This is a genomic window from Fortiea sp. LEGE XX443, assembly GCF_015206815.1.
In the GTDB taxonomy this organism is placed as follows: Bacteria; Cyanobacteriota; Cyanobacteriia; order Cyanobacteriales; family Nostocaceae; genus Nostoc_B.
This window is the reverse complement of record NZ_JADEXZ010000020.1, coordinates 14,297-39,159: the sequence shown is the minus strand read 5'-3', so window position 1 is coordinate 39,159 and position 24,863 is coordinate 14,297. Positions and strand designations below refer to the sequence as shown.

Here is a 24,863-nt window from a genome sequence, read left to right as displayed (position 1 = left end):
GAATCTAACTTTTAGCTTGATTTCAACAAGCGACGCGGCTAAAGCCGTAATATTACTGGAGTTCATGAGGATTTTTGTAAGTTAACATACACAGTGACTAACTTTTGAGTGCCGAGATCATTTCTTTGTTCTAAACGGAGTAAACACCGATGAAATCTGAAGAAGATCACCGTCAAAAACTGGAACAGCGAGAACGTATACTGCGCGAGAGAGAAGTTGAATTACGACTTCGGGAAATAGAAACTGACATTCATGGTTCTCAAGCAACTTTTCATCAAACTGTGAAGCATCAGCCAGAAAATTCTCAAAAGCCTTGGGTAAAAAAAGCTATCCTCGCCGGAAAGCTATTTGCTTTGGGTGTTGCGGCACTGGTTGCTGCCAAAATAGCCTCAGCCGTTGCTGGCGTAATTATTCTTGCAGCACTGGTATGGATGTCTTACAAACTATTTTTTGAATCCCAAAAAAGCAAACCTTAATTAGGGTATTATTGTAATGAGTAATCAAGTATTAACTGACCAGTTTCTGAAAGATTTAGAACGAGTAGCTCAAGTACGTTCAGATATTTCTACATATTTGAATAATCTGGCTGAGACAATCACTAAAGCTGAGTTAGCAGGAGACTCTTCTTCAGGAAAACTGAGCTTAGAACGGAATATTGAAGATATTACATTAGCTAGTAAAAATCTGCGTCAAGGGGTATTTCGCCTTTTAGTATTAGGCGATATGAAGCGGGGCAAAAGTACATTTTTGAATGCTTTAATTGGAGAGAATTTATTACCGAGTGATGTTAACCCCTGTACTGCTGTATTAACAATTTTACGCTATGGGGCAGAAAAAAAAGTTACCATTCATTTTAATGATGGTAAAATTCCACAACAGCTAGACTTTCAGAGTTTTAAGTATAAATATACCATCGATCCGGCAGAAGCAAAAAAATTAGAACAAGAAAAAAAACAAGCGTTTCCTGATGTTGATTATGCAGTCGTTGAGTATCCTTTAACATTGCTAGAAAAGGGCATTGAAATTGTTGATAGCCCAGGCTTGAATGATACAGAAGCGCGGAATGAACTATCTTTAGGTTATGTGAATAACTGCCATGCAATTTTATTTGTCATGAGAGCTTCGCAACCTTGTACACTGGGCGAACGACGCTATTTAGAAAATTACATTAAAGGTCGGGGGTTATCAGTTTTCTTCTTAATCAACGCTTGGGATCAGGTGAAAGAATCATTAATTGACCCCGACGATACAGCAGAATTAAAAGCAGCAGAAGATAGACTCAGACAAGTATTTAAAGCGAATTTGGCTGATTATTGTTATGTAGATGGTCAAGATATTTATGATGAGCGAGTGTTTGAAATCTCCTCAATCCAAGCACTCAGACGACGGTTGAAGAATCCCCAAGCTGATTTAAGCGGAACTGGCTTTACAGAGTTTATGGGAGCTATTAATACTTTTCTTACCAGAGAAAGAGCGATCGCAGAACTCCGTCAAGTTAGAACTTTAGCTAGACAAGCCTGTAACCATGCCCGCGAAGCCGTTGCTAGACGTATACCTTTACTCGATCAAGATGTAGAAGAATTAAAAAAACGCCTTGAGTCAGTAGAACCAGAATTCAAAAAACTTACAGGTATCCGCGATCAATTTCAAAAAGAAATCATCAACACTAGAGACACTCAAGCGCGAACAATATCAGAATCATTCCGCAGCTACGTTTTAAACTTAGGTAATACCTTTGAAACTGATTTCTTGCGCTATCAACCAGAATTAAATTTGTTAGATTTCCTCAGCAGTGGTAAACGAGAAGCCTTTAATGCAGCATTACAAAAAGCCTTTGAGCAGTATATCACTGATAAATCTGCGGCTTGGACTTTAAATGCAGAAAAAGATATCAATACAGCCTTTAAAGAACTATCTCGCAGTGCTTCACAATATGGCGCATCATACAACAAAGTTACCGATGAAATCACCGAAAAACTTACAGGTCAAAAAGTTAACATTAACGCTACTACTTCCAATGAAAGTGATAACTCTCCTGGTTGGGCAAAATGGGCAATGGGATTATTATCTTTAACTAAAGGAAATTTAGCAGGTGTCGCATTAGCTGGCGCAGGATTTGATTGGAAAAATATCTTGCTCAATTACTTCACTGTAATTGGTATTGGCGGTGTAATTACAGCAGTTACAGGCATTTTTCTTGGGCCAATTGGCTTTGCTTTACTTGGCTTGGGTGTGGGCTTTTTGCAAGCAGATCAAGCGCGTAAAGAGTTAGTTAAAACTGCCAAAAAAGAGTTAATCAGATACTTACCACAAGTCGCTAATGAGCAATCACAAACTGTATACAATGCAGTTAAAGAATGTTTTGATGCTTACGAAAAAGAAGTAAGTCAGCGAATTAATGATGATATTACTTCTCGCAAATCTGAGTTAGATAACTTGGTGAAGCAAAAAGAAACACGGGAAATTAATCGTGAAAGTGAATTGAAGCGCTTGAAAACATTACAAGAAGATGTGATAACTCAACTGCAAAAAATTGAGGCAAGTTATAGTAATCTATTAGCTTACTATAGTTAAGTTACATAATTCAACCACAGACATACAAAGATAATTCATCTTCATATATCTGTGGTTTTCATATACACCCAATTATTTTGGAACATAACAAATTGTCTTAAAAAACTCTCCGCGCAACTTTGCGTTAAAACAAAGCTACACTAAATTTAAATGCAGATAATAACCAGGGAAATATGTCAAAACAGGATGAAAATTACCAAAAATTAGCAACCTCTCTAAAATCTGCATCTGAATCACTAAATTTAGAACGCACCTCACAACTGCATCAAGATGTAAATTCTGTCTGCAACTATCTAACTAATCCTAACTTTAGAATTGCGGTATTTGGCCCCTTTAATCATGGCAAATCTACCTTACTAAATGCCATATTAGGAACTCGCACGTTACCAATTGATTTGATTCCTACAACAGGTGCAGCAATTACTGTTAAATATGGTAGTAATATACGGACTCGCATCATGTTGGCAGATGGTACAGAAGTTTACCGCAATGGCATAGAAATATTACAGCAATTTGCAATTCTTGACGGCAACAGACAGATGCGAAAAGATGTGGTGTCTGTGGAAGTTTTTTGTCCTCATACTTTTTTAGAAACAGGTGTAGAGTTTCTTGATTTACCGGGAACAAATGACAGAGATGAACAAGATAGTTTAGTTAGAGAACAATTACTTGGTGCAGACTTAGTTGTACAATTACTCGATGCACGTAAGTTAATGACTTTAGGTGAACGAGAAAACTTGCGAGATTGGCTATTAGATAGAGGAATTAAAACAGTTATTTTTGTTGCTAATTTTCTGAACTTACTTGAACCAGAGGAGCAAAAGCAAGTTCAAAACCGCCTGTTATTTGTTGCAGAAAGTTTTCGCGCTGAATTACCTGCGGGGTTTAGTAATTTATATCGGGTTGATGCTTTACCAGCCTTACGCGCTAGGTTAAAAGGAGATGTGGCTGCGGCTAGTAGTAGTGGTTTAGTAGCCTTTGAGACGGCTTTGCAAAATATTGTTGGCATTTTACAGCAAAATCGGGGTAGTGTACGGTTGCCGAGAGTACAGGCGATCGCATTTCAACTCCAACAAGCATTAAAATCTAAAATTGACCCTATTTATCTTGAAATTCAAACTTTTACAGAAAAGCAAAACGCTAAAATTGAAATTAAACAAAAAGCAGTTAATTTAATTAATCAAGGCTTTAATAGCAGTATTTCTGAGTTGTGTGACTGGTTAAGTTTACCCAAACTCCTAGCAAAATATCAAGCTGATGCCGCAGTTGCTTTAGCAGAAAATAATTTTAAAACTTGGCAAACAAACACTCTCAAAAAAGACTTCACCCAGTTGCAATTAGCTGTAGTCAAATGGCTATATCAAGCTTATGAATTTTTCCAAGCAGAAAGGCCAGAAGATTTGCACATCCCCTTTCCTTGCGAACCACAAATAATTTTACCACCTAAGCCAGATAATACAGATAAATTGAGTGAATCGGGTTCCATCGCAATTGGTGGTGGTATTGGTTGGTTTTTAGGTGGCCCTGTAGGTGCTGCGGTTGCTGGTAGTATTTCTTATTTATTAAACAAGAATATTCAACAGCAAGAAGAAAAATTAACAACCGAATCTTATCATCAGCAAGTTGCTAAACTTTGTGTAAATGCAACTGAAGAATATTTATCTCAATTTAGTAGTCGAGCTTTATCAATATTATCTGAGTTTGAACGCCAAGCTGAGAAAGTCATTTACTTTCAAGTTGCTCAAGAACCCGAAGAAGTTACTCAAACAAGAGAAAATCTACTGCGACTACAACAGGGATTTAATCAATTACTGAGTGAGCTAGAAAAGGCTAGAATTCCTACTAAATATCAACCTTACACAGAAATACCAAAAGTTAGTCACCCTCAACCTCAACAACAATCTTATCGAAAGCAAGAACGAATTTATACTCGTCCTCCACAACGGGAAAACACAGCTAAAACTACTGAAAAAAAGGTTGAGCCTCCAAAACAGCAAGTTTATGCACCACCACCAAAAACTACTCCTTCGCCTAATCCAGCAGAGTTAGAAGCAAAGTTTCGTAACTGGGAAATGGATGAAGAAATAGCACGTATGAAAGCCGAAATGCGTTCTCCCGGTTTTCAGAATAAGCAGCAGACAAATCAAAATACTCAAGCACAGAAACCACCCGAAAGCCAAGGTGAAAAAGATAAAATTGCTCGCGCCTATAAAATTTTAGAATTGCCACAAGATGCGGCTTTTGCTGATATTAAACAGGCTTATAAAAATTTAGTCAAAAAATGGCATCCTGATTTATTTGTTAACCAACCTCAAATGCAGAAACAAGCGCAAGAAAAAATGCGTTTACTTAATGAAGCTTATACAGTATTATCTACTGTTAAAAGTTGATTCATTTAAAAATTATTTTTCTCCAAATAGTCTTGTTTCTTCTTCTATTTAGTCAAGGATTTGACTTTTGTATTTCTCGATGCAAGATTTAAGTTAACAGTTTTCCCCAGATTGTTCACAAGCGCCAATACTTACCCAAGTACTAGAACCATTCTCCCAGTGTTCTTTTTTCCAAATGGGTGCGTTATGTTTGAGGGTATCAATAGCGTAGCGACATGCTTCAAAAGCCTCACCCCGATGAGGACACCCAACTGCAACTAAAACGCTGATTTCCCCAACTTGTAACCGTCCAATACGGTGATGAATTACGACTCGATTGACATCAGTCCAAGATTTGCGTATATCAGCAGCAATTTGATAAAACACGCCCATTGCCATTGGTTCGTATGCTTGATATTCTAAAGCAACTACTGATTGTCCATCAGTGTTATTTCGCACCATACCACTCATTACCACCACCGCACCATTCGTTGGTGCATTAGCCTTAGCATAGATTTCTTCAAGGGATAATGGCGCAAAGGTAATAGCAAAACTATCTTCAGTTTTAGGCTTAACAGGTGCAGTAAATGTATTAGTCATAATATTCTTAGAAGTAAGCATACCCACTACTAAGTATATTACGCTTAATTAAAAGGCTGCCCTAATACGGTTTATTTAACGTTATCGGTGGATTGTAAGTAGAAAGGTGCAAATAAACCGAACTATGTAACGGAAAGTAAAGTAGCTTGAAAACCTCTTCCCTTCTGCCTTCTGCCTCCTGCCTTGTCATAACGACAATTTTTAACACCGACCTACTTAGAGAATTTGCAATGCAACGTCTCTACAGATATTTTTGGTTTGTGAAAATTCTGATCCGATCTGTAGTAATCGGGCAAAATCAAGCATAAACCCTAAATAATATCTGAAATTAGCAAAATTTGGCGTAAAGTGGTTCAAATATAAACTTTTTTGTGTCATCCTTCTTAGGGAAGATTACTATAATTAGAATAATAAAAACTGCTGACTCTTTTAGATAATTCTACTTATTGGTTTGTTTAGGCTTAAGTGCGTTCACCGTAAAATTTGTAAATAACCAACTTTATTTATTTGGGCTACTAATTAAGTAAGTGAATATAGCGCTTAAAACTAGACTTCTGGTCAGCAACGGTTTAGTGTCAGATTACTCTTTTAAAAACTGGGATAAATGCAAAAGCAAGCGGTAAATCAATCAATAAATATTTAGGAAAAGTGTAATGAAAACTGTAGTGTGTAACTATGAAGCAGCAAGGCTAAAGGCTTTACATCAGTATCAAATTCTGGATACTGCACCAGAACAAGCATTTGATGATTTAGTATTTTTAGCGGCGCAGATTTGTGACACACCCATAGCTTTAATTAATTTTATTGATGCTAACCGTCAGTGGTTTAAAGCCAAAGTTGGGTTAGATATCCAACAAATGCCTTTAAATATGGGCTTTTGTCGCTTTTGTCTTGAGCAAAAAGATACTTTGGTGATTCCTGACACTCTGTTAGATGTGCGGTTTAGCACAGAAGTAGTCGTGATATCAGAGCCACATGTAAGATTTTACGCTGGTGTGCCTTTATTTGCACCGGGAGGAGAAGTAATTGGTACTGTGTCTATAGTAGACAGCACACCACGGGAAATTAGCCCAAAACACCTGGAATCACTGCAAGCTATTAGTCGCTTGATAGTTAGACAACTAGAAATCCGGCGGAACTTGGCGGAACTGTCATACATCAAAACAGAGTACCAGCAAGCACAAGTAGCACTGCACCAAAGTAAGTCTACCCTCCACAGTTTCTTCGACAGTGCGCCGATGATGATGGGCATTGTAGAGTTAGTAGATCATGATATTTTGCATATTTCTGATAATCTGAGTGCGGCGAGATTTTTTGGGCTTACCTCAGAAGCTACGCAAAATTGCTGTGAACAAGAAATAGGCACAGCACACTTATGTTTGCAGCAGTGGCGACATTACTTCCAGCAAGCAGAACAAACTCAATCGCCTGTGAGGTTTGAAGATGTTTACGACACTCCTCAAGGCAGAAAATGGCTGTCAGCAACAATCTCGCTAATTGCTGGGAGTTCGTCTGAGCGATTCTCCCAAGGAGACGCTACGCGATCGCAATTTGCATATATATTAGAAGACATTAGTGAACGGCAGCAAGCCCAAGAACAATTACGCTGGAAAGAAACACTGTTGCACTCAATGAATAGTGTCTCGCCACTGGCATTTTATGTTGTCGATAAATACACCGATAACATCTTGTATTTTAACGATCGCTTCTGTGAAATTTGGGGCATTACCCATCTCAAAACACTGATGGAACAAGGAGAATTGCAGCACCAAGATATTCTTCCCGAAGTCTTTAAATCAGTTGTAGATATTCCCAGTTTTGTGAATTCTTGTCAAGTATTGCAACAAACAGACGACGACTGTTGTGTAGTTGAAGATGAGATAGCCTTGACTAATGGGCGTACTATCCGGCGTTTTTCTACCCAAATTTGCGATCGTTACAATCAATATTGTGTCCGGTTATATATTTTTGAAGATATCACAGACCGGAAACAAACAGAACAAAAATTCCGTGAACAAGCAGCATTATTAGATGTTGCTACAGACGCAATTATTTTACAAGATTTATCAGACATAATTTTACTTTGGAATCAAAGTGCTGTAAATCTTTACGGTTGGAAAACCGCAGAAGCAATTGGTAAAAATGCAAACCAACTTTTAAATCATGGGTCTTCATCGCCATATTCAGAAATTCGCAATACAGTATTAAAATCTGGGCATTGGCAAGGAGAACTGCACAAAACTAACCGTGTTGGCAAAGAACTTATTGTAGAAAGTCGCTGGACACTGGTACGCGATGAACACAATCAAGCGAAATCTATCTTAGTTGTAGACACTGATATTACCCAACGCAAACAACTAGAAAAACAATTTTTACGCACCCAACGTATGGAAAGTATTGGCACACTTGCGAGTGGGATTGCTCATGATTTAAATAATGTTTTGTCGCCAATTTTAATGTCTGTGCAGCTATTGAAAAATAAAGCCACAGACCAAAGTAATCATCAGATATTATCAATTATCGAAACTAATGTGAAACGTGGTGCTAATTTAGTGAAACAAGTCCTTTCCTTTGTGCGGGGAGTTGAAGGCGATCGCACCATTATTCAAGTTAAGCACCTAATTACTGATATTCAGCAGATTATTCACCAAACTTTTCCTAAATCTATCGAATTTATTGCTGAAATTCAGCCAGACTTATCCCCAGTTTGTGGTGATAGCACCCAATTACATCAAGTATTAATCAATTTATGTGTTAACGCCCGTGATGCTATGCCCAATGGTGGAACTTTGAGCATATCAGCCGAAAATATCTGGATTGATGAAGATAATTTACAAATCCATCTTGATGCTCAAGTTGGTGCATATATCGTCTTGACAGTTAGTGATGACGGAACTGGCATTAATAGTGCTTTATTAGATAGAATATTTGAACCATTTTTTACGACTAAAGAATTTGGTAAAGGTACGGGGCTAGGTTTATCAACAGTCATAGGCATTATTAAAGGACATGGTGGTTTTATTACCGTATCCAGTTGTATAGACAAAGGCACAACATTTAAAATCTATTTACCAGCGGTGAATACAGAGATAACTCAGGTATCGGCAGATGTAGAAATGCCCAATGGACAGGGAGAAATGGTTTTGATTGTGGATGACGAAACGGCAATTCAAGAAATTACTACATCCTCTCTCGAAAACCATAATTATCAAGCAATTAGTGCTAATGATGGCATGGAAGCGATCGCAATTTACACCCAAAATCAAAATAAAATTAGTGTGGCAATTATCGATATGATGATGCCCAACATGGATGGAGCCACCACCATTCGGACATTACAAAATCTGAATTCCCAATTACCCATTATTGCTGTGAGTGGACTAGCCACTAGCGAGCAAGTACTAACTAATCAATCATCTGGACACATAACTTTTTTACCCAAACCCTACACAACACCAGAATTATTGCAAGTTCTGCATAAAATTTTGCATCAACAGTGATAAATGATGAGACACACTGTAGGTAAAGGCAGGAGCGAAAATTAATCACTAATATACACAGAAGTATGGCGAGCGATCGCATCTTTAATATTTTTCAACGTTTACATGAAAATTGCCAAACGCCATTTTGGTAGAATTAACTGCTCAAAATAACCCAAGAAAAAGGACAAAACCTCCTACATAATTTTTCTTCCTAAAGAGGGATTACTAAGTTTACCTAAAATAAGCTTTATTTTACAAATAGACTCTTTAACTTGGGAGCAATTTTGGGAAAAAGCATGAATTTAATTGTGTGAAATTGTGGAATTACCACTAGTAGTAGTGGGAGGAAGAAATGAACAAAAATCCAATCAGAGTTCTGCTAGTTGATGATGACGAAGACGACTATATTTTAACTCGTGATTGGTTCAGTGAATTTCAGGTGGCTTGCTGCGAGTTGTCATGGGTAGATAATTACGTAGCGGCAAAACAGGCGATCGCAACTCATCAACATGATATATATCTTGTAGATTATCGTTTAGGAATCCACAACGGACTAGAACTTTTACGCGAAGCAGTTGCCAACGGCTGTTCTGCACCAATAATTTTGCTCACAGGTCAAGGAGACTGGGAAATTGACCTCGAAGCCATGAAAGCCGGCGCAGCAGATTATTTAGAAAAAAGTCAGTTAACAGCACCTTTACTAGAGCGTTCCATTCGTTATGCCATAGAACGTAAACAAACAGAACAAAAAATCCGCGAACAAGCAGCATTACTTGATGTGGCCACCGATGCAATTTTTGTACGTGATTTAGACGACCAAATTTTATTCTGGAACAAAGCCGCTGAAAGTCTCTATGGTTGGAAACAAAACGAAGCCATTGCTAAAAAAACACAAGAACTGTGGCAGGAAAAAAACTTGTCTCCCTTGCAAGAAGCACTACGGTTATTAATCAAAAACGGCTCTTGGCAAGGAGAACTACATCAAACAACAGCATCCAACAAAAAAATCATTGTCGAAAGCCGTTGGACACTAGTGCGAGATTTTGCACACAAACCCCAATCAATTCTAGTAGTAAATACTGATATTACCCAAAAACAACAGTTAGAAGCACAATTTCTCCGCGCCCAAAGATTAGAAAGTATTGGCACATTGGCTAGTGGTATCGCTCATGACCTGAATAATATTCTGGCTCCGATTTTAATGACAGCCCAACTTTTAGAATCACAGTTACAAGATGAGCGATCGCGGAAACTAATACCAATATTAACAGCCAACGCTAAACGCGGAGCAAACTTAGTCAAGCAAGTACTATCTTTCACTCGTGGTATTGAGGGAGAACGTACCCTTTTGCAACTCAAGCACTTAATCGTCGAAATCCAACATATTATTCAAGAAACTTTTCCCAAAACTATCGAAATTACTACGCGAATTCCGCAAAACCTCTGGGTAATCTCCGGTGATGCTACCCAACTACATCAAGTGTTGATGAATTTATGTGTTAATGCCCGTGATGCCATGCCTAATGGTGGAATATTGAAAATTACCGCTGAAAATCTCCTAGTCGATGAAAATTATGCCAAAATGCACATTGATGCTAAGGTTGGAGCTTATGTTGTGATTTCTGTGATTGACACAGGCATTGGTATTCCCACAGGAATTTTAGATCGCATATTTGAGCCATTTTTTACAACTAAAGAACTTGGGAAAGGTACTGGACTTGGACTTTCTACAGTCATTGGCATTGTCAAAAACCACGGTGGTTTTATCAGTGTCTACAGTGAAGAAGGACTAGGCAGCCAATTTAAAGTATATTTACCTGCACAGGAAATAACAGAAACCATAGAAGAATTAGAACCAGAATTTCCTCGCGGTAACGGAGAACTAATTTTGATTGTCGATGATGAAGCCGCCATTCGGGATGTTACTAAAACATCTCTAGAAAGCTATAACTACAAAGCCATCACAGCCAGCGACGGTATTGAGGCTATAGCTCTTTACGCCGAACATCGTGAAGAAATATCGCTAGTATTAACAGATATGTTAATGCCGTCTATGGATGGCATCACCACCATCCGCACACTGCAAAAAATTAACCCAAATGTCAAAATTATTGCCATCAGTGGACTAGCTTCTAGCGATAAGGTGGATGCAGCTTATGATATTGGTATTCAAGCTTTTTTATCTAAACCTTACACTGCTAACCAGTTATTAGAAGCGATTAGCGTTATCAAAAATATTAACTAATCACAATTGTCGGCAATAAATAGTCAATAGTCATTTGTGATTCTCTCTCTGCATCCTCATTTGCCTATTAATCTCCAATTAACTCCACTGCATCTCGTCCATCCAAATCTTGTAAGTAAACTTTAACCACTTCTTCTTTAGCTGTGGGTAGTTGCTTGCCAACAAAATCTGCGTGAATTGGTACTTCTCGATGACCTCGGTCTACCAAAACAGCTAAACGAATAATTTCTGGTCTACCATACTCAGTGACAGCGTTCAAAGCAGCGCGAATTGTTCTACCTTTGAAAATTACATCATCCACAAGAACCACAGTTTTTCCAGTCAGGTCAAAGGGGATGTTGGTTTTAGCAGGAGTCCGCAACCCTATTTTGTCAAGGTCGTCCCGATAAAAGGTGATATCTAAGGCTCCCACAGGTACGTTTACACCTTCGAGTGCCTCAATTTGACGCGCCAACAATTCTGCTAAGGGTACTCCTCTGGTATAAATACCCAAGAGTATTAATTGAGATAAATCTCGCGTCCTTTCGATGACTTGAGAAGCCAAGCGGGTTAAGGTGCGCCGTAGGTCTTCTGATGAGAGAATTTCAACTACTTTTGCAGACATAGGATATGGTCAAATGACCTTAGGCTCATTATTTCTATCATTACTTGTTTGGGAGTAAAAATAGTATAGCGATCGCTATTCCTAACCACAATAAAAAACTATAGCGAGTTAGTTGCAACGCCTGATGAATTGTAGTCGGCGTAATTGGGTAAATGGCATCTCCTAGCAATGGTTTTTCCTTGGCTACTCCACGATACCAATTTGTCCCCCCCATCTGTACACCCAAAATAGCAGCATAAGCACATTCACTCCAACCAGAGTTGGGACTAGGGTCTAGAATGGCATCTCTGCGACAAATGCGCCAAACTGGCAATGGTTTACCTGATAACAGTGCCAAGGTAATAACCGTTAAGCGACAAGGGAACCAAGTTAAGTAATCTTCTAACCGCGCACAAAACCAGCCCAAATAAGTGTAAGGTGCTTCCTTATAACCCACCATTGAATCTAGGGTACTGCTGGCTTTGTATGCCAAAGCTAGAGGAACTGCACCCAGATTTGGTATACAAGCACCAACAATTGCATAAAAAAGTGGAGCCATAACTCCATCTGTAGAATTTTCGGTGACGGTTTCTAAAACTGCTCGCAAAATTTCTGTTTCTGACAGGTTGTCTGTATCTCGACCAACATAATTACTTAAAATTTTCTGCGCCTCTGGTAAATTTCCCGCAATTAAAGGTTGCAAAACATCTGTTGCGGCTGTTCGCAAACTCTTCAACGCAAAACAACTGGCAAGGATAATACTTTCTATGACTATCCCCAATAGTGGATGTAACCATCTGGCGGCTTGAATTATTAACCAACCTATGCAACCGCTACCAATGATTAAAATCATTCCCAGCACAATTCCAGCAATTTTTTGTGTTATGGAATTCTGACATAAGTGCAACCAAAATTTCGTGAGGCGAGAAATAACCCATCCCATCACTTGTACTGGATGAGGCCAAACCCAAGGATCACCTATTAAGAAATCTAAAATTGCGGCGATGGTGAAAACAATGATGGATGTCATTTATTCTTTGTTTTTTGTCAATGGTTGTCCAATGACTCTTGACTAAACAACAAAACTTGCTTCTTCCCCTAAAGATGCTTGCCAACTGCGGGCATCATAATAGAGGTCTGCCAATGTAATACTGTATAAAGCTTCTTTAAGTTTTTGGTTTAGTCTTTGCCAGAGAGTGTGTGTTACCCAATCTTCTGCCTGTATTGGTGTTGGGTGGCGATCATCTGGTATGTGGGTAATGGTTTCACCCACGGCTTCTAATATTTGTCCGATAGAGATTTGTCTTGGTTCTTTTGCTAGTTGGTAGCCGCCAATGCTGCCACGAATTGATTTTACTAAACCAGAACGGCGCATTTCTATTAGCAATTTTTCTAGGTAAGGTGCCGGAATATTTTGACGGTTGGCGATCGCTCTTACAGATACAGGCCCATAATCTGGCTGTAAGCTTAAATCTAGCAGTGCCTTGACACCATAATGTCCTTTGGTTGTTAGTTTCATTATTTTTTAGTCAAAAGTCCATAGTCAAAAGTCTATAGTCCATAAAATAGATAGTCACCAATCTATAATTCTGATTCAAAAATCCATAGTCAAGAGTCCTTAGTCTGTCAGTAGATAGTCAAAAATCCATAGTTCATCGTTCAAATATTAACTTTTGCCTGTTGACTAATGACGAGAGATCAGGTTTGCTTATCATTTTGTGTTCCCAGAAGCAAGCTGACTGAGTAGATGAATTTTTTGCCTTAGTTTATAAAACTTAAACAAGTATAGTTTAGCAGTTTTTCACACACTATATATAGTAATCAGCATTGTCGATATCTACACAATAGATTGTCTTGACAATATTGATAATTGTGCAACAATTCTGGCTAGGATTGTAATATACTTGGCTAGGTTGATATAAAAACTAAAGGATTTTGTTCCTACTAACTCAACCTCAGCTAAAATAAAATCGATTCAACTACTTCAACCATTCATTTTCAATCTAAGTTGATGCCTAAACAGAAAAAAATTGAACCCTTACTTGGGGAAGAACTGCTCAGAAAAGTCAAAGAGCTAGAGAACCTTAGCAAAGAAGAAAAAGCTAAGGAGTGCGGCTACTATACCGTTACCAAAAATGGGATAGAGCGTGTCAATATGATGAAATTCTTGAACGCGCTCATTGATGCCGAAGGCATTCAGTTAGATAGTGCGCCGAATGCAAATGGACGTGGTGGACGCAGTGCCAGCTATCGAATTAGTGTACAATCCAACGGTAACTTATTGATAGGTTCAGCTTATACAAAACAGATGAATCTTAAGCCAGGAGATGAGTTTCTGATCACTTTAGGGAAGAAGCACATTCGTCTGCGACAAGTAGATCCAGAAGACAGAGAAGGTCTTGAGGAAGTAGAAGCTACGGCTTAGTAAATAGTCAAGAGTCAATAGTTCAAAGTCAACAGTCGCAGTCGAAATAATGACAAATAACCGATGAAGACCATTGACTATTGACTAAAGAATAGATTGGTGGAGCGTTTTTCGGGTGACTGCCAAACTGCATGTTAAAGCAATTTGCTCTTTTTCTAATAAACCCAAAATCCGTTCATGGTTGTCCCTCGCTACCACAGGTAACTGATGCAAACCACGCAAAGCCATGCGATCTAAAGCTTCCGATAAAGGTTCATCCCGCCAAGCATAAAGAATTTCAGTGGTGCAGATATCCATGAGAGTTTGATTGGATAATTCACTATTGATTTCTTTAGCAGAATTTTGGTAATTTTTCCAGCGATTAAGAGAGCGATTAATATCTTCTAGAGAAATAATCCCGACTAATTGTTCGGCTTCATTAATTACTAAAGCACTGCGTGAGCGATCGCGGGTCATTTCCATCGCCGCTTCTAACAATCCGAGAGTTGCAGGCAATTTTTTTGGACAGGAAAGTACAGCATCCTCCACTAAAATTTCCTGCAAAATTTCTGCTTGCTCATCTTTTAAATCAGCTAGACCAAATTGCTGTAGTTTCGAGTTAGAGTTAACATTTGGTTTAATTTGATCTATTAACCACACACTCAAACCCACTGCTGCCATTAAAGGTAAAACAATGCGGTAGTCACGAGTTAGTTCAAACAGCATTAAGATTGCCGTCAATGGCGCTCTCACACTAGCCGCCAGCACCGCCGCCATCCCCACCATTGCATAGGCTGGTGGCGCAGCCATGTATGCGTCAAGTCCGGGAGCTAGGAGACACAAAATTTTCGCATAAGCCGAGCCAAAAGAAGCACCCAAAAACATAGCTGGGGCAAATAAACCGCCCACAAAACCGCTACCAGCGCTAATTGCAGTCATCAGCAATTTGACTACCAGCAACGCCACTAAAAGATTTAAGGAAAACTCCACATCTTGCAGCATGGCTTGGACAGTACCATAACCAATACCTAAAATCTGCGGAAATTGCAAAGCTACTAACCCGACAATTACGCCGCCAATGATTGGATGAATTGACTTAGGAATGCCTTTGAAAAATTCAAAACCAGGAACTGAGCCAGCAAAACCAGCTTTGGCTAACCGAATTAATTCTGTATAAGCCAGAGAAACTAGACTTGCTCCTAAACCTAAACCTAGATAGAGAGGTAATTCTAGGGGACTGCGGACTTGGTATACAGGTAAAGCAAAGGCAGGTTGCGCCCCTAAACCTATTTGGGCAATTAATGCGGCGACAACGGCGGCTAGAAGTACCACACTTACAGCAGAAGTCGCAAAGGATGTTGCGCCCATAACTACTTCTAGCGCAAAAAATACCCCAGCGATCGGTGCATTAAATCCCGCCGCTAATCCCGCCGCCGCCCCAGCACTTAATAGCAAACGCTGGCGTTCTTGGGAGACTTGGAGGATGAGAGACAACAACATCCCAAAATTAGCACCAATTTCGACACTCGGCCCTTCTGGCCCCAAAGAAGCACCACTTCCCAAGGAAACAGATGCAGCGATCATCTTTGTGACTGGCCTTAAGGGGCGCTTAATAGCCGTTCCTTGAGCAGCCGCAATTAAAGATGACAAGCCAGGCCCAAAATCTTGAGTGCGCCAGCGCATTAATCCCACAATTAGTCCGCCCATGATCGGGACACAGGCTAAAGTCCAGGCTCCCCAAGCACCAATCACACTCATCAAATCTTCTAGCATTAGATGGTGAATCAGCTGAATTAAATAGTGAAATGTCACTACACCCATGCCAGTACCACCACCAATGAGCATTGCTAAAAACAGCACAACTGTTTCAGGTGAAGGTTGAAAACGGTTAATCAGATGTGTTAGACGTGTAGAAGGTGTAGGAAATGCAGGTTGTTCCATTACCTTCCTCAGATCGCTGGGAGGCAGGAGAGTCATTGAAAGTTGGGGTAAATGTGAGAGAAAATTTAAATTTTTATCTGTTACTTCCCATTGTGAGTCATTATTTATCAACCAGACAAGTGAGTTAGAGCGCCCGGATTTATCAAGCTTTGATCAAAAAATTGGTTGGGTGAAATTTTTCTGGGGAGAACAGCTTATGTAAGGGAAAATTAATATTCAATGGTCTGCGATCGCTGGTATTCTACAAGTGAACAGTTGATCAATTTTCTATAGATACAAGAAAGTATCGATAAATTAAGTATATGTACTAAGGGTAAGCAACAAACAGGAGCCATCCTCACTAAAATCTAGCTATACTCGTGTTGCTACCATTGAGTTATCCCTAGTAGAACACTGGATTTATGATTGGCTATTGTCGTCATACTAAACTGGGAAGCCTACTAAGCATTGCTCAAAAATTCAATATAACTATTTTTATAGAGCGAGTAGATGGACTAGGCGGACAAGGTAAATGAATACACCCATCTTTGATAATCATTATGTTACTTGCCCAATTTGCCAAAGAAATGCTAGACCCAAACCAATCAAAACTTACATAGGTTTGTTTACCTGTCCGTATTGCCAGGAACGATTAGTAGTCTGTCGTAGCGGTCATTATGTTCGTGATCCCTTTACTTTTAGGCAAATGATGCTCTGTTCGGCATTACGCCGTCAAAGCAGCCCGTTAGCTAGAATTATCCGGGATTTTATCCCCCTGAAGCGGCCTTTGGTTGCTCTAGCACTGGGTAGTACAATTTTATTCAGTGCGATCGCTATAACTCAGCAAAATACCAATCACGACGAGCCAGTATTGCCTAAAACCGAGACAATTCAAGAAAAAACTAGGGACTAAGAACGAGTATTGCCTACACAAGATCCCCGACTTCTTAAAGAAGTCGGGGATCTGAACAACTAGAATTACTAGATAATTATTTAGTTAACCCATCATATCTATTTGGATCTTTTTTCTCTTTTTTTTATCAGGATCTTTTTTTTGTTTTTTGACTTCTCTATTACCTTTTTTCTCTTTCGACATAATTACTCCCTCATGTAGTAATAACTAAAGTTGACAGAAAATTAACTGCTCTACTGGAGACCTGCGATTAGGTAGTCGAAGTAAGCGCTCACTTCGTTAGAATCTTCTGCTGACATCATGGAGGTGGCTGCATTCTTCATGCCACGAATACCTTCGGCTACGGCTTCAATGGGAGTGCCAAGAGACCGATACATTTCACGAGCACCTATGACCCCAATCTCTTGAATAGGTGTGGTATCACCAGCTACAACGCTGTAAGTAACCAAGCGCAGGTAATAATCCAGATCACGCAGACAAGTTGCTGTCATTTCCTGACCGTAAGCGTTACCACCAGGTGAGACAATATCTGGACGCTTTTGAAACATCTGATTTCCAGCTTGCTTAACTATGCGATCGCGGTTTTCTGTTAAACTTTGAACAACGCGCAGACGACGCTCACCACTCTTGACAAAGTTTTTAATTGGCTCTAATTCTCCAGGAGTAAGATAGCGAGCTTCAGCATCCGCGTTGAGAATTGATTTTACTATCAGGCTCATTAATAGACTCCTTTAAAAAAATGAAATTAGGTTCACTATACTGGGATTTCAAGAGTTACTAACTAGTCAGCATCAAAACAGCTACTAGTTAAGAGTTCTTGTTACTTTGAATTAAGACTTAGAACTTTAGAAAAAGTAATTACTTAGTGCTTGTAAATGTCAAGTCAAGGACTTACCTAACATTAAGACACACAAATTTTTTTATTTGTCTAAGTCAATTAATTAACAGAATTCATGAAAGTAATGTGCAGAGTTTAAATTATGGGTATGAATTCTGCAATCAGGCATTTTGCCCCTTTAAGTTTAATAAAGCTTGTATTTGCTTCTTTCAAACTTACCTGATATTTATTGGCACTACTTTAGATATATATTGGTTGTTCAAATTTATGTTTTTCAGTTTTTTCTATTAAAAACTGATGCCTTAAAATTTGCTGTAATTAGTCTGAAATTCCTAAACTTTCTAACTTTTTATGACTGCTATATTCTCAAAACTTGGTTGTAATCCTCGTAATGTGAGCGCTACTCTTGATCAATATATAGGTAAGCTATTTTTAACCTTACCCGTTTAGTATAGCAGTTATATTTTACTTTTTTTACAAGTTATAAATTTTGACATCTATTGCGTATTAAGTCAAAAATTAAAATTATATTTTTTGTATAAAATACATACAGTATTTAGTTTGCTTTTAATTTAATTGATTAGACAAATCTGTAACAGTAAATACTATTTTTTAGAAACTAGACTATAGTGATTAATAGATTGCACCAAACTAGGTAAAAACCTTGGCTGACATAATTGATACTGCCGTTAAGGCTGGTTCTTTCAATACCCTAGTTGCTGCAATCAAAGCTGCTAATCTGGTAGATACTCTTAAAGGTGCTGGGCCATTTACTGTCTTTGCACCCACTGATGAAGCATTTGCTAAACTTCCAGAAGGCACAGTAGATACATTACTTAAAGACATTCCAAAGCTCAAGAAAATTCTGACCTACCATGTCGTTTCAGGCAAGGTATTATCCGGTGAAGTGGTTAAGCTGAAATCAGCTACTACAATTGAAGGTTCTGATGTGAAAATTGACGCTTCTAATGGTGTCAAAGTAAATGATGCAACTGTTGCAACAGCCGATGTTGCTGCTGATAACGGTGTCATTCACGTTATTGACACTGTATTGATTCCTGCCTAAGTAAATGCTTAGATAGAGATTAGTATATGCGGGGCGGCGACTACAAATAGTCGCCGCCCCACATATGTGTAGATATATTTTAGTCAATACTTTTATCCAGAAAGCAAACTCCAATCCCCTCATAAACGAGGTGTTTCTTTTGTGATCAATTTCCAACCTTCAGCTTGATCAATTACTTTCATTGATTCTAGTTGGAGATTGTGGATAGCAGCTGCATTGATTAAAAAGTATGGTTTGCCGTTGTAGTGCCAATAATATTGTAGTTCGCCAACAGTAGCGGGAATAATAGTGCGATCGCTATAAAAATCTAAGGAGGAACGATGGCGAGGAAAAGATGTGTAAATCTTTTTCACAACGGGATTAGCACGGGATATCATGGTGGCGACTGGTTTAACGGGATAAGCTTCTGATAATTCCCAAACCCAATAGTTAGATTTCACTAATAAAAATAGTGAAATATAAGTTCCCCAAAATAAAATTTTCAAAAATTGCCCGTCACCTCGTTCTGCTAAAATGGCTGCCAAAATCATTGTTAAAGCAACTGCGGCAAAAATCAGTTGTAAATCGGTTTTTGGTGGTATACCCCAACTGAAGTACATACTACCAGCAGAAGCCATCACAGCCAGGATGGACAGACCAGCTATCCAACTACGAGGATAAGATGACGGTAAAGGTAAGTTTTCTGTCTCTGCTAACAATGCACCAAAACCTAAAGCTAAACCTGGGTAGATGGGGAATATATACCAAGGTAGCTTTGCATCCATCAGGGAAATACTTAACAAGTAAACACCACACCACACCTGCACTAGTTTTGCCCAACTAAGGTTGCGGTTTTCCCAGGTATAACGCACAGTTTGTGGTAAAAATAATAACCAAGGCCATGTCCACTTCAGCAGATCAATCATGTAATACCAAGGTGCTGGAGAAGTCTTAACAACAAATGTTTCAACCCGGTTGAGGGATTGGTGCAGTAAGCCAACTTCTGCAAAAGCATAACCATAACGCCAGAGTTGGGCGACATACCAACCCACCGCAGGCAAAATCCCAATGAAGATAGCTGTCCAGAAATAGTAACTACTAAGCAATCTAGGTGTATCCCAATACAAAAATACAATGGCGATCGCACCCAGAAATATGCCTACAACCCCTTGAGTTAGGCAAATCAACCCAAAACTCACACCAACTCCCAAGCAATAGCGCAAATCACGCCGCGATCGCAACACGCACAGCATCATCACCAGCAAAAAGCAAACGACTACACCATCCAAAATTGCTAATCTGCCATAACGCACCACAGGCAACATTGTCAGGTAAATTAAAGCACTATAAATAGCTGCCCAACGTTGGCGAAATATTTCTCGACCAATGCAATAAACTAATGGTACAGAAAGCGCTGTTAAAATTGCTCCTGGTAAACGGGTTGTCCACTCATTGACACCGGCAATATGGTAAATCCCGGCAATTAACACAGGCATCAGAGGTGGCTTGTTATGGTAAGGTTCACCACCTAAGGTGGGATAAAGCCAACGCATTGAGCCTACTGGCGCATTCCAAATTTCACGGGAAATTTGTGCCACAGTCCCTTCATCCCAATCGCGCAGAGGCAATCCTCCTAGATTGATACTAAACAATAGGACTGCTGCCAACAACAACACTACTACCCAAGTTCGATCAATCCATTTGTCAAGCGCACGATGCGGCTTTTCTAGATGACCCCAAATAAAGCTTCCTTCTTGCATATTCTACGATCATCATTTTACTTGCTGGTTTGACCACACAGAGACCAAAGTGCATCTCGAATGTTGCACTCTCTAACAACATTTATCTTTACAATTACTAAATTCCCAGGTTAACTCAATTTTCTCTGATTAGCGATAATTTTTTTGGGCAAATGTCCATGATTTTTTTCATTTTATTTAACACTTATTAATTGATAAAAATGATACAACTATTACCAGCCAGGTGTGTTAATTACTAATTAAGGAAGCTGTCGATGAACTTGTCTTTTATACTAGATATAACTATTGGTTTGGTCTTTATATACTTAATTTTAAGTTTATTGGCTTCAGAAATACAAGAACTAATTACGACGATATTGCAATGGCGTGCTGTTCACTTAAAAAAATCAATAGAAATTTTGATCGCCGGTGATGTCAGTAAATCAGAAGATGATAATGTAATTCAACTAGTGAATGACTTATATAATGATCCGTTAATTCAAAGCGTAAATCAGGAAGCTAAAGGATTTTTAACTACCCTACCTCGTAAATTTGTTTGGGGGTTATCCTCTATTCTGGAGCAGTTTTCTCTGTCAGGAGAGAAGAGAACTAAAAGTATTTTTGGCTATGTCAAAAATGGTAAAGAAGATTTCGGCAAACAAAAGCACAGTGCGCCTTCTTATATACCAGCGGAAACTTTTGCTACAACTCTGATGGAAACCTTAGGGTTGCCAAAATTAGTGCAGAAATTAACAGAATCAAGACTGATAAATTTTACACATCAACAGTTGAATGAAATTCAAAACATATTATTAAGGCTAAGAGAAAGGGTAGATAATACAGATGATTCCGTCAGGGAATTTTTAGAAAATATACATCTTGAATTTAATCAAACTATTGAAATTGATTTTAAAACAATTACTGCCGATTTTCAGAAAGGTAAAATTGATTTACATACTAGTATCAATCGTATAGCTAAGAGCTTAGATAAATATATCGGATATTTTGCAGCCGAGATGCCTGACCATGAATTACTTAGTAAAGCTTTACAGAGATTAAAAGTTTTAAGACAAGATATTTTTGATGATATTGAACAGACAATCTGTTTAAAAGGCTTGCGACCGAATATTAACGAAGTTGTGGAATTGCTGAATGCTAAGAGTGAAATTTATCAAGAATTTGTCAACGAATTTAAAGATAAAGATAGCGAAGCATACCAGACATTTCAACATGTCAGTCAAAGACTAGAACAATTGAGTCAAAAACTACCACCATCTGTTGTAAGTAACATGGCAACATTAGCAAAACGCGCCCAATTAAAAGCAAAGACAACTGAAGAAGGAATTAATATATTACGCCGAGAAATTGAGCAAACCTTTGATAAATCAATGGATCGAGCCTCTGGTGTTTACAAGCGTAATGCTAAAGGTGTAGCGTTGTTAATTGGCTTTGCGATCGCTATTATTGCCAATGCAGATACCTTCCATATTGTCAGCAGATTGTCAAAAGATTCAGCTATCCGCACAGCCATTGTAAATAATGCTGGGCAAATAGTTGAAAGAAATTCTTCTGATACACCACAGGATTTAAAATTACTCAGAGATGAAACAGACAAAGTTTTGACAGAAATCTCTCTACCAATTGGTTGGAATAAAATTAACCTAGACCAGCAACTTGACATGGTATCCAATAATAACAGCCAAAAAACAGTTCAAATAACTAACTATTTAACAATGGTTGCTGGCTGGTTCGTCAGTGGAATTGCAATTTCAATGGGTGCGCCTTTTTGGTTCGACTTACTGGGTAAAGTTGTGAATGTGCGTAATTCAGGTAAAAAACCAGCGTCTTCTACTAATGTACAAGCTAAAGAAGGCGTGCATTGAACACATATGTGATGTTGTTTACCATTTTTGCGAATATGAGTTGATGCACATTTTGGACATTCCATAGTGATCGCCTGCGGTGGGGCGTAGCCCATCGCACTAAATTCATATCTCTATTCTGCAACGCCTATTAAATTAATCTTCTTGCGGCAAAGTATCTTCAACTGCGGGAGCTTGATTACTAGCTGGATTTTCTTCTGTCCAATTATCATTAGTATTATGAGAGTTACAAACTACTACAAACTCAGTTTCTTTTGGATGTTGATTTCCCCATTGATCTAACACATCTTTAATTAAGACCTCTTGCACCCAGATTTTGGCGACAACCGTTAATGGGAGGGCTAAAAATAGTCCTAAAAAGCCAAAAAAGGTCACAAAAAATAGCTGAGAAATTAATGTCACAGCTGGTAATAATGAAACTTGTTGCGCCATGACAACAGGCGTAATCAAATTACTTTCAGCTTGTTGAATGAAAAAGTAAAGAATCAAGACAGCAACAGCTTTCCAGGGATTATCTAATAAAGCGATCGCCATTGCTGGAACTACACTTAATGTTGGGCCTAGGTTGGGTATCAAGTTCAAAAATCCTGCCAAAACCGCTAAAGCCAATGCCGCTTTTACACCTAAGACTGATAAACCAACTACACTCATCAGTCCTACTACACCCATTGCAATCAAAGCGCCTGTAACCCATCCTTCTAATGAGTTTTCGCATTGATCTAAAATTCCATCTACCCGTCTTCTATAGAACGAGGGAAAAACTCGGATAAATACTTTGCGGTAAGCCAAAGGATCAGCTAACAGCATTCCTGTTAAAACCAACACCAGCAAAACTTTGAGTACAACTTCTAAAGAACCGGAGACAAAAGCAAAAGAACTCCCCAAGACCCGATTAACAAAAGGTTGAGCTTGTTCTATTAAACTGTTGAGATCGGGTATATAAGGAATCAATTGGCTGGGGACTATAGTTTTAAGCCCATCTAACCAAGTATTAAAGCGCTCCAAACCTTGGGGAACACGATAAGTTAGTTCATGAAACTGCTGTACAAAAGGTGGCACAATCAACCAGAAAAACCCTACAACAATTGCAAAAAAGATAGCCACTGAAAGCAGCACAGCAAACCCACGCTTCATCCCCAAGTGCTGGAAACGTTTGGCTAACCGATTTAATGTGGTTGCTAACACTACTGCGGCGAACATGAGCAACAACACTTCTCGAATTTGCCACAAGATGTATAGAGAAATAACTATGGCGATTAAGCCTATCCATTGTCCAAGATTCACAGGCTAACTCCCAGCTGTTGGGGTGATAGAATTTTCTGGTGATGCAGTTAGGTTAGCTGATTTTAGCAATTCCGCCCAGTTGATTTAACAGGACTTATACACTTTCTGGCTCTTCGGCTAATTTTATAGAATTTAATAATAAATAATACTTAATTATAGTCTGTATTCCTTACTAGGAATGGATTTCAAAATTTTAATATTTCTTATAAAACTGCAATCTTAATGCTTTACCCTAAATGCAACCAAAGATCAGGGCGATCGCCTCGATTATAACAATTTCATATCAAAAGCGATCGCCTGCACGATACAGAGAGCGATCGCTTTTTATTGACACAGCTATTAACTCAAATATAAAACTACAAAATTTTCCAATTCAACATCTAGTCTTGTCTTACTTGGAGCGAATGCCGAGATAAAATAGCTTTCATCTTCAAGTTGATTAATTGCATAATAGCTTTAATCATTTTTTGTTGATCTTGATGTAAATCTAAACTCTCTATAGCTTGAGAAATATTATTCCCCGCCCGCAATTGTTCTTTGATCTGATCACGTTGCGATGAACTTAAAATTGCCTTAATTTCTTTGTTGCGCCGTTGACGTAAAGCCTGAATTTGTTGGCGTTCTTGGGGAGTCAAATCAGTGTCAGAATATGCAATTAAGTTACTTGTAGCTTGGTTATACTGGGTAAGAATCACACTAGAATTAGCATGAATTTGTAGAGGCGTAGCTAAAGCAATCCCTGGCATAAAAATGACAAGGGCAAGAATATTAGCTAAAACAGACAGCCATTTGGGAAAGTTAATTACCATTTTGAGAAATGCCTAAACGAAATTTCATGCTCATATGTAGTTAGGCAAGATTCAAGTTGGAGTTTTGAATCTTGGATGTTGACCACCCACAAACAGATGGTAGTTTAGATGATGTTGTTGCCTATGTCTAGAAGGCACACAGCAGAATGCAGAAGATAAGTTTCTACTGAATATT

General features: G+C 38.7%; 18 protein-coding genes. 9 read left to right on the top strand and 9 right to left on the bottom strand.

Annotated elements, in window-relative coordinates:
- Positions 1-149 precede the first annotated feature (149 nt).
- From IQ259_RS10240 to IQ259_RS10230, 3 genes are all read left to right on the top strand, one after another.
- On the top strand, positions 150-476 hold the full coding sequence (locus IQ259_RS10240) for a DUF3040 domain-containing protein (RefSeq protein ID WP_193884311.1): 327 nt from the start codon (positions 150-152) through the stop codon (positions 474-476).
- A gap of 16 nt (positions 477-492) precedes the next feature.
- Positions 493-2,574 (top strand): dynamin family protein, encoded by a 2,082-nt coding sequence (locus IQ259_RS10235; RefSeq protein ID WP_193884309.1) that lies wholly within the window; start codon positions 493-495, stop codon positions 2,572-2,574.
- Between the two features lie 173 nt (positions 2,575-2,747).
- Positions 2,748-4,964 carry a dynamin family protein gene (locus IQ259_RS10230; protein ID WP_193884307.1) on the top strand — a complete coding sequence of 739 codons (2,217 nt, stop codon included), beginning with the start codon at positions 2,748-2,750 and terminating at the stop codon, positions 4,962-4,964.
- 93 nt (positions 4,965-5,057) lie between these two features.
- Here the strand turns inward: IQ259_RS10230 and IQ259_RS10225 are convergent, their stop codons facing one another.
- Positions 5,058-5,543 carry a molybdenum cofactor biosynthesis protein MoaE gene (locus IQ259_RS10225; RefSeq protein ID WP_193884305.1) on the bottom strand — a complete coding sequence of 162 codons (486 nt, stop codon included), beginning with the start codon at positions 5,541-5,543 and terminating at the stop codon, positions 5,058-5,060.
- 653 nt (positions 5,544-6,196) lie between these two features.
- Here IQ259_RS10225 and IQ259_RS10220 point away from each other — a divergent pair.
- Both IQ259_RS10220 and IQ259_RS10215 read left to right on the top strand, forming a co-directional pair.
- Positions 6,197-9,043, top strand: a complete 2,847-nt coding sequence (locus IQ259_RS10220; RefSeq protein WP_193884304.1) for a PAS domain S-box protein — start codon at positions 6,197-6,199, stop codon at positions 9,041-9,043.
- A 334-nt stretch (positions 9,044-9,377) separates the two neighbouring features.
- Complete coding sequence (locus tag IQ259_RS10215; RefSeq protein ID WP_193884302.1) at positions 9,378-11,270, top strand: response regulator; 1,893 nt, start codon at positions 9,378-9,380, stop codon at positions 11,268-11,270.
- Between the two features lie 67 nt (positions 11,271-11,337).
- Here IQ259_RS10215 and pyrR read toward each other — a convergent pair whose 3' ends face one another.
- Genes pyrR through IQ259_RS10200 form a run of 3 tightly spaced genes read right to left on the bottom strand, consistent with a single transcriptional unit; the run spans position 11,338 to position 13,372 of the window.
- A complete protein-coding gene (gene pyrR / locus IQ259_RS10210; RefSeq protein ID WP_193884300.1) occupies positions 11,338-11,874 on the bottom strand; it encodes a bifunctional pyr operon transcriptional regulator/uracil phosphoribosyltransferase PyrR in 537 nt (178 codons plus the stop codon).
- 40 nt (positions 11,875-11,914) lie between these two features.
- On the bottom strand, positions 11,915-12,883 hold the full coding sequence (gene cbiB, locus IQ259_RS10205; protein WP_193884298.1) for an adenosylcobinamide-phosphate synthase CbiB: 969 nt from the start codon (positions 12,881-12,883) through the stop codon (positions 11,915-11,917).
- A 42-nt stretch (positions 12,884-12,925) separates the two neighbouring features.
- Positions 12,926-13,372 (bottom strand): RrF2 family transcriptional regulator, encoded by a 447-nt coding sequence (locus IQ259_RS10200; protein ID WP_193884296.1) that lies wholly within the window; start codon positions 13,370-13,372, stop codon positions 12,926-12,928.
- 492 nt (positions 13,373-13,864) lie between these two features.
- On the opposite strand from IQ259_RS10200, the gene IQ259_RS10195 reads away from it, so the two are divergent.
- A complete protein-coding gene (locus tag IQ259_RS10195; protein ID WP_193884294.1) occupies positions 13,865-14,278 on the top strand; it encodes an AbrB family transcriptional regulator in 414 nt (137 codons plus the stop codon).
- A gap of 84 nt (positions 14,279-14,362) precedes the next feature.
- Here IQ259_RS10195 and IQ259_RS10190 read toward each other — a convergent pair whose 3' ends face one another.
- Positions 14,363-16,234, bottom strand: coding sequence for a chloride channel protein (locus IQ259_RS10190; RefSeq protein WP_193884292.1), 1,872 nt, complete (start codon positions 16,232-16,234; stop codon positions 14,363-14,365).
- A 475-nt stretch (positions 16,235-16,709) separates the two neighbouring features.
- Between IQ259_RS10190 and IQ259_RS10185 the strand changes: the two genes are divergently transcribed.
- The gene (locus tag IQ259_RS10185) at positions 16,710-17,090 is read left to right on the top strand and encodes a hypothetical protein (protein WP_193884290.1); all 381 of its coding nucleotides are present in this window, start codon (positions 16,710-16,712) and stop codon (positions 17,088-17,090) included.
- 233 nt (positions 17,091-17,323) lie between these two features.
- Here IQ259_RS10185 and IQ259_RS10180 read toward each other — a convergent pair whose 3' ends face one another.
- Complete coding sequence (locus tag IQ259_RS10180; protein ID WP_193884289.1) at positions 17,324-17,809, bottom strand: allophycocyanin; 486 nt, start codon at positions 17,807-17,809, stop codon at positions 17,324-17,326.
- Positions 17,810-18,592: 783 nt separating this feature from the next.
- Here IQ259_RS10180 and IQ259_RS10175 point away from each other — a divergent pair.
- Complete coding sequence (locus IQ259_RS10175) at positions 18,593-18,994, top strand: fasciclin domain-containing protein (protein ID WP_193884287.1); 402 nt, start codon at positions 18,593-18,595, stop codon at positions 18,992-18,994.
- Between the two features lie 119 nt (positions 18,995-19,113).
- Here the strand turns inward: IQ259_RS10175 and IQ259_RS10170 are convergent, their stop codons facing one another.
- The gene (locus tag IQ259_RS10170; protein WP_193884285.1) at positions 19,114-20,733 is read right to left on the bottom strand and encodes a glycosyltransferase family 39 protein; all 1,620 of its coding nucleotides are present in this window, start codon (positions 20,731-20,733) and stop codon (positions 19,114-19,116) included.
- A 254-nt stretch (positions 20,734-20,987) separates the two neighbouring features.
- On the opposite strand from IQ259_RS10170, the gene IQ259_RS10165 reads away from it, so the two are divergent.
- Positions 20,988-22,595 carry a hypothetical protein gene (locus tag IQ259_RS10165; protein WP_193884283.1) on the top strand — a complete coding sequence of 536 codons (1,608 nt, stop codon included), beginning with the start codon at positions 20,988-20,990 and terminating at the stop codon, positions 22,593-22,595.
- 135 nt (positions 22,596-22,730) lie between these two features.
- Here IQ259_RS10165 and IQ259_RS10155 read toward each other — a convergent pair whose 3' ends face one another.
- Positions 22,731-23,879 (bottom strand): AI-2E family transporter, encoded by a 1,149-nt coding sequence (locus IQ259_RS10155; protein WP_193884281.1) that lies wholly within the window; start codon positions 23,877-23,879, stop codon positions 22,731-22,733.
- Between the two features lie 380 nt (positions 23,880-24,259).
- On the bottom strand, positions 24,260-24,688 hold the full coding sequence (locus tag IQ259_RS10150; protein ID WP_193884279.1) for a hypothetical protein: 429 nt from the start codon (positions 24,686-24,688) through the stop codon (positions 24,260-24,262).
- Between the last annotated feature and the right edge of the window lie 175 nt (positions 24,689-24,863).

Excerpts from the sequence above, each read along its gene's own strand:
- IQ259_RS10240 (WP_193884311.1), top strand. The coding sequence starts at position 150 with ATGAAATCTGAAGAAGATCACCGTCAAAAACTGGAACAGCGAGAACGT.
- IQ259_RS10235 (WP_193884309.1), top strand. The coding sequence starts at position 493 with ATGAGTAATCAAGTATTAACTGACCAGTTTCTGAAAGATTTAGAACGA.
- IQ259_RS10230 (WP_193884307.1), top strand. The coding sequence starts at position 2,748 with ATGTCAAAACAGGATGAAAATTACCAAAAATTAGCAACCTCTCTAAAA.
- IQ259_RS10225 (WP_193884305.1), bottom strand. The coding sequence starts at position 5,543 with ATGACTAATACATTTACTGCACCTGTTAAGCCTAAAACTGAAGATAGT.
- IQ259_RS10220 (WP_193884304.1), top strand. The coding sequence starts at position 6,197 with ATGAAAACTGTAGTGTGTAACTATGAAGCAGCAAGGCTAAAGGCTTTA.
- IQ259_RS10215 (WP_193884302.1), top strand. The coding sequence starts at position 9,378 with ATGAACAAAAATCCAATCAGAGTTCTGCTAGTTGATGATGACGAAGAC.
- pyrR (WP_193884300.1), bottom strand. The coding sequence starts at position 11,874 with ATGTCTGCAAAAGTAGTTGAAATTCTCTCATCAGAAGACCTACGGCGC.
- cbiB (WP_193884298.1), bottom strand. The coding sequence starts at position 12,883 with ATGACATCCATCATTGTTTTCACCATCGCCGCAATTTTAGATTTCTTA.
- IQ259_RS10200 (WP_193884296.1), bottom strand. The coding sequence starts at position 13,372 with ATGAAACTAACAACCAAAGGACATTATGGTGTCAAGGCACTGCTAGAT.
- IQ259_RS10195 (WP_193884294.1), top strand. The coding sequence starts at position 13,865 with ATGCCTAAACAGAAAAAAATTGAACCCTTACTTGGGGAAGAACTGCTC.
- IQ259_RS10190 (WP_193884292.1), bottom strand. The coding sequence starts at position 16,234 with ATGACTCTCCTGCCTCCCAGCGATCTGAGGAAGGTAATGGAACAACCT.
- IQ259_RS10185 (WP_193884290.1), top strand. The coding sequence starts at position 16,710 with ATGAATACACCCATCTTTGATAATCATTATGTTACTTGCCCAATTTGC.
- IQ259_RS10180 (WP_193884289.1), bottom strand. The coding sequence starts at position 17,809 with ATGAGCCTGATAGTAAAATCAATTCTCAACGCGGATGCTGAAGCTCGC.
- IQ259_RS10170 (WP_193884285.1), bottom strand. The coding sequence starts at position 20,733 with ATGCAAGAAGGAAGCTTTATTTGGGGTCATCTAGAAAAGCCGCATCGT.
- IQ259_RS10165 (WP_193884283.1), top strand. The coding sequence starts at position 20,988 with ATGAACTTGTCTTTTATACTAGATATAACTATTGGTTTGGTCTTTATA.
- IQ259_RS10150 (WP_193884279.1), bottom strand. The coding sequence starts at position 24,688 with ATGGTAATTAACTTTCCCAAATGGCTGTCTGTTTTAGCTAATATTCTT.